Genomic DNA, 15,126 nt, shown 5'->3' with positions numbered 1-15,126 from the left:
CGTCCCGCCCCCCAGCCCCGCACGCCCCGGCCCTGACCCGTCCTGACCCGTCCGGACCCGTCCGGTTGCGTGTCCCGCCGCACCGGTTCGTCCGCGCACAAGGCACAGCGCAGCGACGGTTTCACCCCGACGCAGCAGCGAAGCCTCATCCGTTCGACTTTCGCGACAAGGCGGTTCCGAGCACCGCACGGGGCGGCTCCACCGGGCCACGAGCGTGGCCGCCCGGGGAGCGGCGCCGCGCAACACACCTATTCGGCGGTGAATCCCCCGCCTCGCGGCATCGGTCCGCTCCCATTACTGCATGCCGAAAACCCTGCCCCTCCCCCCTGGCGTGCGCCGCGACGTACGACGGTCCGCCGTCCGTGCCGCGCTGGCCGTCACCGCGGCCGCGACCCTGACCGCCGCCGGTTTCACGGTGACCAGCACCGGCGCCCGGGCCGCCGACGGCGACGTGGCCACCAGCGTCCTGGCCGACCTCACCATCTCCGACGTACCCGCGGCCGGACTGGACGCCTTCAACGGTGTCTTCGGCACCGCCGGCTCCCCTCCGAACGGGGGGCTCGACAACGGAGACCTCTCCGACCCGTCGGGGGTCCTGAACTACCTGACCGTACGCGGCCAGGCAGTGGTCAGAACGAACGCCGAGGCCGCGAGGAACTGGGCCCAGGCGCAGGCGTCCGGGTTCACCCTGTCGCTGAACGAGCGGGACTTCCTCGCCGTGGGGTCCCTGGACGCCTACGCCGAGTGCATCCCCGCTCCCATCGGCCCGCTCGCCCTGGCCTACGCGCGCACCGACTCCAACACCATCGGCGTCCTGGGACGCCGGGTGCCCACCGGTACGACGCAGATCGAGGTCACAGGAGCGGAACTGGGCGCCGCCGGCGTCAGCACGGCCACCCTCACCATCCAGTACGACCAGGTCGAGGATCCCTCGGGCGGCGGCTACCAGCCGCAGAGCTCCGCCCGCGCCGGCCTCGACATCACCATCTCGGGCGTCCTGCGCGACGAAGAGGGCCAAGAGCTGTACGACGGGCCCCTGGTCGACGTGGAGCTCGGGCACGTGGACGTCACCTGCGACGGCACCACCTCACCGCCGGTCACGACACCCCCGCCCACCTCACCGCCGGTCACTTCGCCGCCACCGGTCACTTCGCCTCCGCCCACGGAACCGCCCATCACCATCCCGCCCATCACCGTGCCCCCGGTCACCGTGCCGCCCATCACCGTGCCGCCGGTGACCGACCCGCCCATCACGATCCCGCCGGTCACGGTCCCTCCCGTCACCGTCCCGCCCGTCACGGTCCCCCCGATCACCCTCCCGCCGACGCAGCCGCCGGCCACCAAGCCCCCGACGCCCAGCCCCACGCCGACGAAGCCCGGACCCAGCCACGAGCCGGACTACGGCTACGGCGACCACGGCGACCACTGAGCACACTCCTTGGCCACCCGGTGACCGCGCTCCACACCGGGGCAGCGGTGAGGGGCTGACACCAGCCTCCGGCAGGGGGCCGGCACCGAGCTGAGCCCGGATCCACCCGGTGGGTCCGGGCTCAGCTCCTGGGCCCGCCCAGCTTCGCGCGGATCGCCCGGTTGAACACGAGGGCGACCCCGGCCGCGACGAGGACCGGCCCCAAGAGCCGGCTGCCCGCGGAGGCGCCGCCGGAGACGAGGACGGACGCACCGCCGAGGGCACCCACGACGAAGCCGAGAACCTGCCCGCGCATCTGGCCGGGCCCGGCGTCGGCCGCCGCCGCCCGCCACTTCCCGCGCGGCTTCGGGGGCTGCGGCCCGACCGGTTCGGCGGCGACGGGGCGACGGGGCGGCGGAAGGTGTGGACGGTGTCGCCCGCGAAGACCCGGGCCCCCTGGTGGGCCGGTCGGACGTACCAGCTTCGCCCGGAGACGTGAACGGACACGTCGTCGGGCCGGGGCGGCAGCGCCCGCAGCCGACCTGCGGCATCCCGGCAGCCGCCCTCACCGCTGCGGCCGTCCAAGTGCGCCTGAAGCGCCTCCCGCGCCTGTACGGCGGTCGCGGACGCCGGGGGGGCCGAACCTCCCGACACGGATGATCCCCAAGGGGTCAGCGCTCGTCGCAGTCGCCGTGGGGGCCGGGGTCATCGGTGGCGCTTCCGTGCGCCCGCTCGGCGTCGCTCCGGATCTGTGCGTGGTGGGCGTCGCGCAGGGGGTCTGTGATGTGGAAGCTGTGGTTGCCGGGGTGGCCGTCGTACAGGCCGCACCACTGCCGGTAGCTCTCTCTGACGTGGTGGATGCGGACGGGGCACAGGGGCAGGGTGACGAGCCGGTGGTGGACGCGGTGGCCGCCCGCACTGTCGGTCCACAGAAACCACAGGCTTGCGGGCGGTTGAGTCTCAGCGGTCCACAGGCGCGCGGCATGCTCGATCGCCTCGCCATGCTCGCCCAACTCGCAGAGCACGTAAGGATGGTCGCCAAGAAGATCGCCCGCGTCGTCGGGGCCTCCTTCCATGCCCACGAGAGCTGCGAGTGCTTGGTGGGGCGGAAGGGCGGTGACGGCAGTGCATTGCAGCACGGTGAGTCGGATCTCTTTCGTCTATGCCGGCGCAGCGCGATGCCCCGCCGACGCGTACGTGGGCCAGTACGTCGGCAGGCCCCGCCCCCTCACCGCGCCAGGCAGTCGCCCGGCACCCGCGCGGGGCACGCTCCCTGCCGTGACGTGTCCGATCAGGAGAAACCCTCTCCGGTGTCGGACCGACCGGGCGGGAGGGAACACAGCAGTTCCCGCATCCGCTCGAACTCCAGGGCGAACGATTCGAGTTGAGCCGCCATCGCACGGGTCTCGTCCACGGCCAAGACGCCCAGCGTGATGCGGTAGGCGTCCTTGACGTCGGTGCAGGCGTGACAGACCTTCTCGGCCGAAACCTGCTCCAGGTTCACGCCGAACCGCAGCAGCGCGTTGACGAGCCGGACACCGGCCTCCACCGCCACATCCCGGTCCGGGTCGTCCAAGTACTCGGGGCCGACCGGATCGCATACGACCAGTCCATCCACGGGGTTGCGGTGAAGCATCACGCGATCCATCTCTCTGTGGGTACCGCCCGCCCGGGCCTCATTTGGCCACGCACGGGAGAAGTCGTCAGAACATGCCGCCGACCGCGCCCAGGGAAGCGGGGTCGGCCTCGATACGGGCCGGCTCGACACGGCGCATCCCGCACGAGCACGCCGGGGAACAACGCCCGTACGCAGCGAGGTTGCAGGGGACCCAGCGCTGTTCGGTCACAGCACCTCGCCCCGGCTTCGGGCGTTCACACGAGCGATCTGAGCACGCAGACGCTCAGCATCCGTCGCAGGCCGCACGCGCTCGGGCACCGCCTCCCACTCGACACCACCGCACACGGGCCGCAACGACCAGTACGGACCAGCGACTCCACGGAAGGCGCCCACGCCATCGGAGCGGCCCGTGTCCACCACGAGCGTGCCGACCCTCGGCAGCGAACTCGCTTTCTGTTCCATTTTTCACCCTCGTGGGAACTTGCTTGATTGCATCCGTGCACCTCGTTCGTGCACGCTGAGCTAACCGTGCGAGCCACGTTGCCCGGTACCGTTGAGAGGACGCCGGATCATAAGATCCATAAGCCCTAGGGGTTGGGATGGTCGCAGAGCCAGGAGCACGGCGTAACCAAGAACTGTGCACCCTGCTTGAGCAGGCCGGATACTCGGAAACCAAATTCGCCCGCGCTGTGAATCGTGTGGGTGCTGAGGCTGGACTGGTTCTGGCCTACAAGCAGCCCTCCGTGTCTCAGTGGAAACAGGGGACACAGCCGAAGCCACAGGTGAGAGCCGTGATTCTGGCCGTTCTCGAACGCCGGCTGGGGCGGCCGGTGACCTATGCGGAAGCAGGGCTGCAACCGCCGGAAGGCGGCCGGAGCGGATCTCGGCGCGACACCGTGGAGTCCCTGATCAACCTGGGGAAGGAAGACATGAACCCCTCCCGCCGCAAACTGTTGACCACTGGCCTGTACTCCGCCGCCCTCACCGTTCCAGCCTTTTCTGCTCTCACTTCCGCTGCGGATGCTGATGATCGCGACCGTTTCACCCGGCCGACCGGCAGAATTGGTCCCGGAGAAGTCGAGACCGTCCGCCGGATGACGGGCAAGATCGCCGATATCCTCGATGAACTGGGGGGTGGGCACGCCCGGCCGATGGCCGCCGCGTTCATGGTGAATACAGTCGCGGGCTACTTGCGCGCCGCCGCCTCGGAGAAGGTTCATCGCGACATGCTTTCGGCCGCGTCGGACCTTACGTATCTCACTGGCTGGATGGCGATGTACGAACGCGCCCACGGGCTCGGCCAGACTTACTACCTGCGGGCGCTGGACTTGGCTCAGGAGTCGGGTGACCAGCTCACCTACAGCCGCACCCTGCGCGGCATGAGCTTGCAGGCATCCCACCTGCGGTATGGACAAAAGGCGCTGGACTACGCCGATTCAGCAGCCGAGGCGGCCCCCCAGGCGGGCCCGCGACTCGTTGCGTTCCTGCGTGGACAGCAGGCTCACGCTTCGGCCATGGTGGGTGATCGGCACGGAGCGATCGCACGGCTCAAAGAAGCGGAAACAGCCCTGGCCCAGGCGGATTCCCGGCGGGACGCCGTGGGCGGGTACGACCAGGCCGCGTTCCTCTTCCACGTGTCCCATGTGCACTACGAATCGCGCGAACTCGCGGCCTCCATCAAGGCACTTCGGTCCTCCATCCGGGTCATGCCCCCTCTGGAGCGACAGGGAAGGCTTCATGCGAACGCGGTGCTGGCGCAGCGACAGCACGAGTACGGGCACGTGGAAGAGGCATGCGCATCGTGGGGTCGCTTCCTCGACGACTACGAGGGGCTGTCGACAGCACGAGGTGACGAGCATTTCGACAAGCTGCGCAGCCTGAGCACACCACGACCTTCGGCTGCCGTACGCAAGCTCCAGGACCGCATCCAGGCAGTGGCCCGGCTCAAGGCCGCATGACACCCATCCGGAAACCGGGGCGACCCCGTCGCCCCCCATGCCGGAATGCGGCAAACCCCGTCACGCGAAGCACGGTCGGCGTTCGCTCGCTCCTCTGCGGACGCACCGCTTCCCTGCGTGCCGGGTGGCCGCCCCGTTTCGAGGAGGCGCTGGACGACATGCGGCTGTCTGACGCACCCCGGCCTCGACACCACGCAAGTGCTACGAATCAGGCCGGTTCCGTAGTGACCGGGGCGCGACGTGCGGGCCGATGGACCTGTTCGCCTCATCCCGGCCCCCGGCCCGGCACCAGGCCGCACAAGTTCGAACGAGTGCGCCCGCCCGGCAGTCCGGCCCGGCCCCTGCGGGCAACAAGGACGACGTCGCCGCGTTCCGCTCGACTGCATCGTCCTGCAACCTGTCTGCCCCTCAGCACACCTTTTGGAGACAGCGTGCCTCGCCTGCATGTCCTGCCGCCCGCCTGGGCCGCGACCACAACCGTCTCGCCCTCTCCACTCACGACTGCGCGGCCCTCGAGCCTCTCGGAAGCGCATGGCTCGCTCGCGGCGTGCGCACCGACCGGGACCACGCCCTACGAGAGGTGGAGCCCCGCCTCTTACGCCGAAGCCGGACCAACCAAACTGGCAGCGGGCAGAATGGCACCGACTGAACCATGCGCTTGACCGCTTCGTAACGGAAGACCAGATATGCCGGTTTCTCAAGAAGTAAGTAAAAACTGCCGCTCCGCCGCCTAAACGCGCAGGTCACGAACTGTGGTCCCCGCGCGTGCGGGGGTGGTCCCTCGATCGTGGCGACCCGGCCCGGCGGCGCCACGTGGTCCCCGCCCGTGCAGGGGTGGTCCCTCGGAGCGGGCCCGTACGGCGGCGACCGCGCTGTGGTCCCCGCGCGTGCGGGGGTGGTCCCATGATGGGTCCTTCCTGCCGGGGCCCGCGTGGGTGGTCCCCGCGCGTGCGGGGGTGGTCCCTAAAAAGACTGGGAACACCTCCGCAAATGCGGGTGGTCCCCGCGCGTGCGGGGGTGGTCCCATGGTCGTCGTTTCCAGGTACCACGTCTGCGCGTGGTCCCCGCGCACGCGGGGGTGGCCCCGTGGAGGTGCGTCGGAAAAAGGACGCCGGCCTGGGCCGCGTGGTCACCGCCTGGAGCGAGCCCGCCACCTTCGTCGCGGGTGCGGAAGGCAGTGCGATTTTCGAAGCCGCCGGAGTAGCGGTCCTTGCACTACCCGAGTACGCGAGCGCCGCACAGGCCCCCAACCGCCATCTCCTCTGACAGCCCGGAACCCGAGTTTCGGGGCCCGGGTTTCGGGATCCGAGCCCCGGGCTTCGGGCGGGGCAGGTCACTCGTTCGAAGTACGGGAAGGGGGTGCGGGCCCGAAGCTCGGGGCCCGTGTCCCAGGTGTCGGGATACGAACCCCGAGACCCGAGCGCCTTCTTTAACCGGTAGGGAAATAAGGGGGTTAAGGAAAACCTCCCCACCCTCCCCTCCCCGTCGCGGCCAGCAAGTATGACTAATGGTGACGGCTTGCGGCGCAGCGTGACGACTGTCTACGGTGCGAGAACTAAACGACCCCGACACGGTGTAGCAACCACCGGGCCAGGGTCTCACCGCAAGATCGTCAACCAAGAAAGCCGATCCCGTGGCTACTCAGCACCTTAGCCCCGCCCCGCCCGCTCCAGCAGCCCCACACGCCTACCCGATGGCCAATCCGGGCTACGGCAAACGCTCGGCCCCGGGCCAACAACCCCGATCGCGAGACGACTTCGCTCTACTTCCGACCCGTGAGCGGTACGTGGCCGGGTTCATCGACCATCTCCCCGAAGGTGCGGCGATGAGCGTGAAGCAGTTAGCCAAGCAACTGCCCCTGTACGGACAACAGGCGATCGGAACCTCCCTGTCCAGCCTCTCCGTCGCCGGCCACCTGCGCCGCGTACGGTGCCCGGTCGGAGACGGGGAGCAAGTCCGCTGGGTCTACCGCACGTTCTGGTCCCGCACCGCACGCGACAACGAGTGGTGGAACACCTACCTCGCCACCGAAAACGCCGTACAGGCGGTTGCCCCGGCCGGGCCGGAAACGCCCCGTTCCGACGCGCCCCCGCCGCCGTGGGCCCCGACAGTGGAGCCCCCGACGCCCGGGGCAACCGCCGAGGAACCCCCAAAGCCGCCCGCGCAGTCGGACGACGCAACCGCGGAATGGGCCCCTGACCCCACCGACGTCCCCCAGCAACGCACCCCGCTTCCGACCTCCGACGCCCCCCAGCCCCAGCACACCAAGCAAGGGCCGCTCTCACGAGGCGCGGTGTCCGCAGCCCCTGTCACCCCGACGCCCCCGCCACCCGCCCCTGGTGAAGTCCCGGCGGCCCTCCGCGCAGCCACCGGGCCGGAGCCCTCCCCCGCCTACCTGGCGTTGGCCCGCCTCGGCCGCGACGACCACCGCCTCGCACTCTCCGCGAACGACTGCGCCACCCTCGAACCCCTCGCAACGCGATGGCTCGCCCGAGGCGTCAGCGTCGACTACCTGACCAACGTCCTCACCGCAGGGCTGCCCGAACAGATCGACTCCCCCGCCGGACTCCTCCGTCACCGCCTCACCGACAAGATGCCGCCCCAGCTCCCTACGGCGGGAACCATGTCACCGGCCTCCGAAGCCCCCGCTCCCTCCCGCCGCATCCTCATGGAATGCACGACGTGTGGCCGCCCCGGCCCGGCGGAAGCGCTCCCGGACGGCCTCTGCCACCCCTGCCACCACACCCACAACGGATCCGCCGACACCACACCCACCACCGCCGAAATCGCCGCCGTCAAAGCCCACATGGCCACCCTCCGCACCCTCCTCAAACCCGTGTGAACCCCGACCAGCAGATCGACCCGCCGCCATACCCCGGGGGCAGGTCAGGTGTCCACAACGCACGCCCAGGACTGCACTTCCGGGACGCGGAGTCCGCCTCTTACGCCGAAGCCAGACCGGCCACGGCGACAGCGGGCAGAATGGCACTGACCGAACCACGCCCGTGACCTTTTCGTAGCAGAGAGCCAGATATGCCGGTTTCTCAAGAAGTAAGTAAAAACTGCCTCCCCGCCGCCTAAACCCGCAGGTCACGAACTGTGGTCCCCGCGCGTGCGGGGGTGGTCCCTGGACGTCCGCAAGGTCCGCCAGGTGGTCAAGGTGGTCCCCGCGCGTGCGGGGGTGGTCCCGGGCGGCGCGTCGCCGACCATGGGGAGTTCGGGTGGTCCCCGCACGTGCGGGGGTGGTCCCGGCGCGATGATCCGTCCGAGTTCGAGGGCCTTGTGGTCCCCGCGCGCGGGATGCCCCCAACACGGTCGCCCGGCCCGCCCCACCCCGCTCGCCCCGCCCGGTGACCGGTGGACTACGTCTCAGGTGCCGGTGCGCCCCCGTCTTCGGTCCGGTGCGCCCCCGCCCTCGGCCCGATACGCCCGCCCGCCCCGCCAACTAGCGTCGCCCTCATGCGAATCGGACTGCTCGGCACCGGAAATGTCGCCCGCGCGCTGGCCCACCGCTGGCGCGCCGCAGGGCACGACGTCCTCCTCGGATCGCGTCATCCACGGGAGCGGGGCGAACTCGGTCTGCCCGTCGCCGGGTTGGACGAGACCGCAGCGCACGCGGAAGTCCTCGTCAACGCCACCCCCGGCGGCGTCTCCCTGGACCTGCTCCGCTCCATCGGGGCGCCGGCCCTGGCCGGCACGGTGTTGATCGATGTCGGGGTCGGCCTCTCCGACGACTTCAGCGCCCTCACCCACCCCAACAGCAGCCTGGGCGAACTGATCCAGGAGGCGTTCCCGCTCACCCCCGTCGTCAAGACGCTCTGCACCATGGACGCGACCACGATGGTCGCGCCGGGCGACCTCACCGAACCGGGCACCGTCTTCCTCTCCGGTGACGACCCCGGGGCCAAGGCCACCACCGGAAAGCTGCTCACCGACCTCGGCTGGCCGGTCTCCTCCCAGCTCGACATCGGCGGCATCACGACCGCGCGCGGGCAGGAGCACTTCGCGTTCCTGTTCATGGGGATCGCGGGCGGGGTGGGATCCCACACCTTCAACATCAAGGTGGTCGCCCGCCCGTGATCGCGCCACGTCTCAGGCGGGCGCCGGGAACTCCCCCGTCGGCAGCTCGACGTCGAACGGGGACGGCACCGTCAGCGGCTTGCCGAACGGCACCGCGTCCGTGTGCTTGTAGGTGCCGTCCTCGTTCGGCTCGGAGAACAGGGTGGCCATCGGCCCCCGGGTGTCGAACCGATCGATCAACAGGTACATCGGAATGCTCGCGCGGGCGTAGGCGCGGTACTTCTTGGTCCGGTCCTCCCGGGCGTTGCCGCGCGACGTGATCTCGACGACGAGCAGCGCCTCCGAAGCGTCCATCGGGTCGCTGGTCTCCGGATCGGCGGCGGCGATCAGCTCGGTGGGCATGACGACCAGGTCGGGGACGTACAGCCTGCCGAGGGGCGCGATGTGGATTCCGAGGGTCTGGTAGACCTCCAGATCCTCGGGCAGCGTCGCGTAGAGCCTGCGTTGAACCTTGGCAGCAATGCCGTTGTGATGTGCGTGCGGCGGCGGTACCAAAACGATCCGCCCCTCGTCGATCTCGGCGCGCCATCCCTCGGGCACGTCCAGTTCACGCCATGTCTGCAGGAGGTAGTCCCACGCGCGCCCATCCGATGCCTGGCCGTTCTCGACAAACGCTGCGGTCATCGCGGGTCCCTTCTTCCGTGGCCTTGCCGAGCAGGCTAGATCCGGGGGTCACGGCCGCCGGCCGTTCTCCCCCAGCGTCCCACGGACGAGTGGCCCCGCGCAGGCAGCACGCCCCGGGGCGCATCTCGGGCCCCCTGCGCCCCGCCGCTCTCGAACCGGGCGGTGGAGGGGAAACCGGCGACTCCGACGGTCCGCCCCTCCGCCCCGCCCCCTCAAGCCCCGGCGACGGTCCGGTCCCGCGCGCCCGCACCCGTAACACCCAGGGCCCCCGGGCTGCGCCCGTACACCCAGGGCCCCCGGTCCGCACCCGTAACACCCAGGGCCCCGGGCCGCCGCCGAACGGCCGGAGCGGTCCCCGTACGGCCCCCGGCTCCACGTATGAGAGTCCGACCCTCCGGTCATACTGGCCGTGGAGACGCGAAAGCCACGGAAGCGGAGGCGGGAGCATGGGCGACGACGACGCCTGGTCCGGTGCGCTGCACCGGCTCTGGCAGGCCGCTTCGCGGGCCGAGGAGGTCGGCGCGCTGGCGGACGACGTCTACGCGCCGCTCCTCGCCACCCCGGGCGTCCACCTCGTCGTGGGCACCCGATGGGACGAGGACGCGACCCTGCGGTACATGCGGGCCCTCAGCGCCGGGAGCGACACCCCGGTGATCGTCGCGGCGGCCCGTTCGATGCCGGGGGCCGCCGCCCGCGAACCCGACGGGGAGCCGGTCGTGGTCCGGACCGCCGTCGCCGACCTCGACGAGGGGGCGTGGCCGGAGGCGGAGTTCCTGCGGCAGTCGCCGGGGGCCGCCGTGGTGGCGTGCACGTTCCGGCTGGACCGTCGCGGCTGGGCGGCCCTCAGCCTCGCCGTGGACCCCTCGGCCGACACGGAAGAGGTGGCCCGCCGCCTGGCGCAGGCCGTCGACGTCATCGTCGCCTGCCACACCGGCATCCTCCAGCGCGGCCGCGAGGCCCGCCGGGCCGCCTCCGACGCGCTGCTCGCCGAGGCGTCGCTCCAGATGGACTCGTCGCTCGACATCGAGGACACCCTCAGACGGGTGGCCCGGATAGCGGTCCCGGCCGTCGCGGAGGGATGCCTCGTCCACCTGCTGCGCCAGGACGGGCCCGAGTTCGTCGCCGCCACCCACGTGGCCGTCCGGCAGCAGCGCGCACTGGAGGCCGTGGGCCGCGACGACCCGTGGCTGGCGGCCCTGCTCGACCGCCGCGACGACGCCGACCAGGCGGTCTTCCTGAGCGGCGCCGCCCTCGAAGGCTCTCCGTTCGCCGTGTCCGGCCCCGCCGGGTCGGGACCGGCCGGCCGGCACCCCACGGTGGTCAGCGTCAGCACCCTGCGGGCGCGCGGCCGCGTCGTGGGCACCATCGCCTTCGTCTACCAGCGCGCCGAGGACCGGCTGCCCGGCAGCGCCTTCCTCGACAGCCTCGCCTCCCGCGCCGCCCTCGCCATCGACAACGCCCTGCTGTACGAGATGCGCCGCCACGCCGTCCTCTCGCTCCAGGAGCACCTGCTCCCCTCGACGCTTCCGGCCACCCCCGGGTGGGACCTGTCGGCGAGCTACGAGGTCGGCGACCCGATGCTCGACGTGGGCGGCGACTTCTACGACGCCGTGGTCCGCCCCGACGGCAGCCTCGCCGTGCTCATCGGCGACGTCTGCGGGCGCGGCGCGGAGGCCGCCGCCCTCACCGGGCTGGCCCGGCACACCCTGCGCACCCTGCTGGAGGAGGGCACCGATCCGGGCACCGCCCTGAGCCGCCTCAACCGGGCGCTGCGCCAGGAGGGGGCGAGCCGCTTCCTCACCGCGGTCGTCGTGACGATGGCGCCCCGCCCCGACGGCACCGCCCTGCTCACCACGTGCAGCGCCGGCCACCCGCGCCCCCTGGTGCTCCGCGCGGACGGCTCCACCGGGGAGATCGTCTCCGGCGGCCTGCTCCTCGGCGTCCTGGACGACGTCGCGTACGAGAGCCACGAGGACTCCCTGGGCCCCGGCGACGCCCTCGTGCTGTTCACCGACGGGCTGACGGAGTCGCGGGAGGCGGACGGCACGTTCTTCGAGAGCGTCCTGCCGCAGCGCCTCTCCGCCCTGCGCGGCGGCGACGCCGCCCGTATCGCGGAGACCCTGGCCCGGCAGGCCAGGGCCTTCCGCGCCTCCGGGCAGGACGACATCGCCCTGCTCGTGGCCCGCTGGAACGGCGTCCCGCCCTCCGAGGGCCCCCACCTTCTGGACACCCTGCTCGAACAGGCGGCGACGCGATGACCGGTGACGGACTGATCCTGGTGGTCGAGGACTCGGAGGAGGACACCGAGGCCATCCAGCGCGCCCTGTCCCGCTCGCGCCCCCTGGTGGACCTGGAGTTCGCCCCGCGCAGCGAGGCGGTGCTCCCGCGCCTCCTGGACCCGGCCGCCCGGACCCCGGACCTGCTGCTCCTCGACCTCAACATGCCGGGCGTGGACGGCCTGACGCTGCTGTCGCAGCTGCGCGCCCACACGGCGTTCGCGTCGCTGACCGTGGTCGTCTTCACCTCCTCCACGGCCTCCGCCGAGGAGGACGCCTGCTACGCGGCGGGCGCGGACAGCTACATCTACAAACCGGTCAACTTCGAGCTGTTCCGGACCGTCCTCCAGGGAGCGGTCGACTTCTGGCTGCCGCGCGAGGCGGACGCACCCCAGGTCACCGGCCCTCCTCGGACTGCTCCCCCAGCGTGAACCAGACGGCCGTGCCCGGACCGCCGCCGCAGTCGGGGTCCGGTGCGGCAGCCGGGCTCTCCAGCCACAGGCGGCCCCCGTGCCGTTCCACGATCCGCTTGACCACGGCGAGGCCGACGCCCGAACCGCCGCCCCGCTCGTCGCGGCGGTGCAACCGCCGGAACAGCTGGAGGACGTCCGCCTGCTGCCCGGCCGGGATGCCGATGCCGTTGTCCCGGACGACGAGAGCCGTCACCGTACCGGCGTTCGTACCGGCGTCCGTGCCCGCGTTCCCGCCGCCGCCCGTGCCCGCGTTCCCGCCGCCCGTGCCCGCGTTCCCGCCGCCGCCCGTGCCCGCGTTCCCGCCGCCGCCCGTGCCCGCGTCCGTGCCGCCGTCGCCCTCTCCGCGGGTACCGTCCTCGGCCGGCGCCGGAACCCGTACCGCCTCGATCCACACCCGGCGCTCCCCCGTGCCCTCGTCCGCCGCGTACTTGGCCGCGTTCACGAGCAGGTTCTCCAGCACCTCGCGCAGCCGCTCCCGGTCCGCCCGCAGCCGGGGCAGGGCCGCCGGGCGCACCAGCGTCACCCCGCGCTCGGCGAGCCGCCCCCCGGCCACCTCCAGCGCGTCGTCCAGCACCTCGTCCACCGACAGCGTCTCCCGCACCAGGCCCACCTGTCCCAGGCGGGAGAAGTGCAGCAGGGAGTCCAGCAGCCCGTCCATGCGCTCCGCGAGCCGCCGCACGGTGGTCAGGCGGCGCAGGGACGTCGTGTCCAGTACGGCTCCGGCGTCCTCGACGATGAACGCCGCGGCGTTGGAGATCCCCCGCAGCGGCTCCTTGAGGTCGTGGGCCGCCGCGTGCGCGAACGAGTCCAGGTCCTCGTTGGTCCGGGACAGCTCCGTGTTCCGCGCCTCCAACTCCACCACCTGCCGGGACAGCAGCCCCGACACCTCCCGCCACAGCTCGGCGGCGACCATCCGCTGGGCCGGGCTCCACGGGGCGCTCCGCCCCCGTACGGTCGCCCGGTAGACCGCCGCCGAACCGCGCGGGGTCAGCCGCTCGCCGCCCGGCCCCGTCCGCACCGGGCGGGCCGGGTCAGCGGCCCACTCCCGGGGCGCGGGCTGTTCGTGGCGCCACCAGGCCAGCAGGTCGCCCTCCCGGTTGAACGGCAGGAAGAGAAGCCCGGCGGGAACCCCCCGCTCCTCCGCCTCCTCCGCCTGCTCCCGCTCCAGGCCCAGCACCTCGGGGAGCCGGTCGGTGCTCCACACCTCCCCGACCGGCGCCTCCCGTGCGAGCCGGGCCAGCAGGCCGGGCAGCGCCTCGGGCACGGGATCGCCCACCGTCAGCGTCTCCGCGCCCCGCAGCAGTACCGCCCCGTCCGCGTCGAGCAGCTCCGCCGTTCCGGACCCCGGGCGCATCAACGCGTCCGGCGCCAGGGAGGCCGACCGGGCCAGCAGCGTGGCGAGCGTCCGCCGGCTGCGGGCCAGTTCGTCCGCCTCCTCGCGCCCGGCGACGGCGGCCAGTTGCAGGGAGAGCGCGATCCCGAAGAACTCGCACGCCGCCCGCACTTCGGGCGTCAGCCGCTTCGGCTCGTCGCCGTGGCAGGCGATCAGCCCCCACAACTCCCCGTCGTGCAGCAGCGATACGGACATGGAGGAGGCCACCCCGATGTTGCGCAGGTACTCCAGGTGGTAGCCGGAGACCGTGCGCAGCACGGACGCCGAGAGGTCCAGCGGCTGCCCCGTCTCCTCCCGCAGCTCGGGGACGAGCCCCACCGTGCGGTCGTCCACGTCGCCGATGACCCGGATCCAGTTGCGGGCGTAGAGGCGGCGGGCCTGCGGCGGGATGTCGACGGCCGGGAACCACAGCCCGAGCCAGGGTTCACGTCCCTCGACGCGTGCCTCCGCGATCACCTGGCCGGGCCCGTCGCGGCCGTCGAAGCGGTACGCCACCACCCGGTCGTACCCGGTGAGCGCCTGGACCTCGCGGACCGCGGCCGCACAGCACGCGGTGACGTCGGACGCCCCCTGGAGCTTCTGCAGGGCCCGCCGCACCTTGGGGTAGAAGTTCTGGAACACGAACGGCCCGCCCCCGGAACGGGGTTCGAACTCCAGGACCAGAAGGTCCCCGTTGCGGTGCACGGTCACGTCGTACGTCCGGGGCCCGCCCTCGCCCCCCACCGTCAGGGACAGCACACCGGCGGAGGCGGGCCCGTCCTGCGCACCGCCGTCCGGGTCCGCCCCGGGCGAGGCGGGGTCCACCGCGGCCTCCAGGACCGACGTGCTCTCCCGGGCCAGGGCCCACTGCTCGTCGCCGATCAGCTCCGTGAGCGGACGGCCCAGCAGCTCCCCGGCCGCCCGGCCCAGCACGTCCGCCGCGTTCCGGCTCACGGTGTCCACGACCGCGTCGTCCAGCCGCGCGGCGATCAGCGCCCCATACGACTGGACGCCGCCCAGCAGGTGGATCGGCTCGCGCACGCACTGCGAGAGGTCGAACTCCTGGTTGACACCGGCCTCGGCCGCGACCGCCCTCGGGGTCAGCCAACCCCGTACGTCATCGGACACCGTCTGTTCTCCGTCCTTCGGGGTCAGCCCTTCCTACCATTCCGGTTCCGGTCGGCGGCGACCGGTCGGGGCGGAAATCAGCCGCGTATTTTCCGCGCCCGAAAACACCGGGAACCGGCGTGCGCCTTCCTTTCCCGCTCCTTTCCATCCCGTGCCTCTATCCACCGCGCTCCTTTCCGTCCCACCCCT

General features: G+C 72.0%; 12 protein-coding genes. 6 read left to right on the top strand and 6 right to left on the bottom strand.

Going from position 1 to position 15,126, the window contains the following annotated elements; translation table 11 throughout:
• The first annotated feature begins 301 nt into the window (after window positions 1-301).
• A complete protein-coding gene (locus tag ACH4K1_RS00320) occupies window positions 302-1,429 on the top strand; it encodes a hypothetical protein (RefSeq protein ID WP_398084830.1) in 1,128 nt (375 codons plus the stop codon).
• 121 nt (window positions 1,430-1,550) lie between these two features.
• On the opposite strand, the gene ACH4K1_RS00315 is transcribed toward ACH4K1_RS00320, so the two are convergent.
• The 4 genes from ACH4K1_RS00315 to ACH4K1_RS00300 all read right to left on the bottom strand — a co-directional run bounded on the left by ACH4K1_RS00315 (window position 1,551) and on the right by ACH4K1_RS00300 (window position 3,488).
• Complete coding sequence (locus ACH4K1_RS00315; protein WP_398084827.1) at window positions 1,551-1,724, bottom strand: hypothetical protein; 174 nt, start codon at window positions 1,722-1,724, stop codon at window positions 1,551-1,553.
• Between the two features lie 355 nt (window positions 1,725-2,079).
• Window positions 2,080-2,547, bottom strand: coding sequence for a hypothetical protein (locus tag ACH4K1_RS00310; RefSeq protein ID WP_398084824.1), 468 nt, complete (start codon window positions 2,545-2,547; stop codon window positions 2,080-2,082).
• Between the two features lie 152 nt (window positions 2,548-2,699).
• Complete coding sequence (locus tag ACH4K1_RS00305) at window positions 2,700-3,044, bottom strand: hypothetical protein (RefSeq protein ID WP_398084821.1); 345 nt, start codon at window positions 3,042-3,044, stop codon at window positions 2,700-2,702.
• Window positions 3,045-3,251: 207 nt separating this feature from the next.
• Window positions 3,252-3,488, bottom strand: coding sequence for a hypothetical protein (locus ACH4K1_RS00300; RefSeq protein ID WP_398084820.1), 237 nt, complete (start codon window positions 3,486-3,488; stop codon window positions 3,252-3,254).
• Window positions 3,489-3,625: 137 nt separating this feature from the next.
• Between ACH4K1_RS00300 and ACH4K1_RS00295 the strand changes: the two genes are divergently transcribed.
• The 3 genes from ACH4K1_RS00295 to ACH4K1_RS00285 all read left to right on the top strand — a co-directional run bounded on the left by ACH4K1_RS00295 (window position 3,626) and on the right by ACH4K1_RS00285 (window position 9,064).
• A complete protein-coding gene (locus tag ACH4K1_RS00295; protein WP_398084817.1) occupies window positions 3,626-4,984 on the top strand; it encodes a hypothetical protein in 1,359 nt (452 codons plus the stop codon).
• Between the two features lie 1,693 nt (window positions 4,985-6,677).
• A complete protein-coding gene (locus ACH4K1_RS00290; protein WP_398084814.1) occupies window positions 6,678-7,826 on the top strand; it encodes a MarR family transcriptional regulator in 1,149 nt (382 codons plus the stop codon).
• Between the two features lie 581 nt (window positions 7,827-8,407).
• A complete protein-coding gene (locus tag ACH4K1_RS00285; RefSeq protein ID WP_398086524.1) occupies window positions 8,408-9,064 on the top strand; it encodes an NADPH-dependent F420 reductase in 657 nt (218 codons plus the stop codon).
• A 12-nt stretch (window positions 9,065-9,076) separates the two neighbouring features.
• Here ACH4K1_RS00285 and ACH4K1_RS00280 read toward each other — a convergent pair whose 3' ends face one another.
• Window positions 9,077-9,688 carry a Uma2 family endonuclease gene (locus ACH4K1_RS00280; RefSeq protein ID WP_398084811.1) on the bottom strand — a complete coding sequence of 204 codons (612 nt, stop codon included), beginning with the start codon at window positions 9,686-9,688 and terminating at the stop codon, window positions 9,077-9,079.
• A 446-nt stretch (window positions 9,689-10,134) separates the two neighbouring features.
• Between ACH4K1_RS00280 and ACH4K1_RS00275 the strand changes: the two genes are divergently transcribed.
• Together ACH4K1_RS00275 and ACH4K1_RS00270 are read left to right on the top strand one after the other, a co-directional pair.
• Window positions 10,135-11,946, top strand: coding sequence for a PP2C family protein-serine/threonine phosphatase (locus ACH4K1_RS00275; protein ID WP_398084808.1), 1,812 nt, complete (start codon window positions 10,135-10,137; stop codon window positions 11,944-11,946).
• Entirely contained in the window at window positions 11,943-12,395 is a 453-nt protein-coding gene (locus tag ACH4K1_RS00270; protein WP_398084803.1) for a response regulator, read from the top strand. The genes ACH4K1_RS00275 and ACH4K1_RS00270 overlap by 4 nt, the downstream gene beginning before the upstream one ends.
• Here ACH4K1_RS00270 and ACH4K1_RS00265 read toward each other — a convergent pair.
• Window positions 12,361-14,937, bottom strand: a complete 2,577-nt coding sequence (locus tag ACH4K1_RS00265) for an ATP-binding protein (RefSeq protein ID WP_398084800.1) — start codon at window positions 14,935-14,937, stop codon at window positions 12,361-12,363. The genes ACH4K1_RS00270 and ACH4K1_RS00265 overlap by 35 nt on opposite strands.
• Between the last annotated feature and the right edge of the window lie 189 nt (window positions 14,938-15,126).

Source organism: Streptomyces sp. NPDC017448, assembly GCF_044330565.1.
In the GTDB taxonomy this organism is placed as follows: domain Bacteria; phylum Actinomycetota; class Actinomycetes; order Streptomycetales; family Streptomycetaceae; genus Streptomyces.
Note: the sequence above shows the minus strand (reverse complement) of the source record. Positions and strands in the feature narration are given on the sequence as shown.

What these genes read in the sequence shown, in the direction of transcription:
- ACH4K1_RS00275 (WP_398084808.1), top strand. Translation starts at nt 10,135, where the DNA reads ATGGGCGACGACGACGCCTGGTCCGGTGCGCTGCACCGGCTCTGGCAG.
- ACH4K1_RS00295 (WP_398084817.1), top strand. Translation starts at nt 3,626, where the DNA reads ATGGTCGCAGAGCCAGGAGCACGGCGTAACCAAGAACTGTGCACCCTG.
- ACH4K1_RS00305 (WP_398084821.1), bottom strand. Translation starts at nt 3,044, where the DNA reads ATGCTTCACCGCAACCCCGTGGATGGACTGGTCGTATGCGATCCGGTC.
- ACH4K1_RS00300 (WP_398084820.1), bottom strand. Translation starts at nt 3,488, where the DNA reads ATGGAACAGAAAGCGAGTTCGCTGCCGAGGGTCGGCACGCTCGTGGTG.
- ACH4K1_RS00280 (WP_398084811.1), bottom strand. Translation starts at nt 9,688, where the DNA reads ATGACCGCAGCGTTTGTCGAGAACGGCCAGGCATCGGATGGGCGCGCG.
- ACH4K1_RS00290 (WP_398084814.1), top strand. Translation starts at nt 6,678, where the DNA reads ATGGCCAATCCGGGCTACGGCAAACGCTCGGCCCCGGGCCAACAACCC.
- ACH4K1_RS00320 (WP_398084830.1), top strand. Translation starts at nt 302, where the DNA reads ATGCCGAAAACCCTGCCCCTCCCCCCTGGCGTGCGCCGCGACGTACGA.
- ACH4K1_RS00270 (WP_398084803.1), top strand. Translation starts at nt 11,943, where the DNA reads ATGACCGGTGACGGACTGATCCTGGTGGTCGAGGACTCGGAGGAGGAC.
- ACH4K1_RS00315 (WP_398084827.1), bottom strand. Translation starts at nt 1,724, where the DNA reads ATGCGCGGGCAGGTTCTCGGCTTCGTCGTGGGTGCCCTCGGCGGTGCG.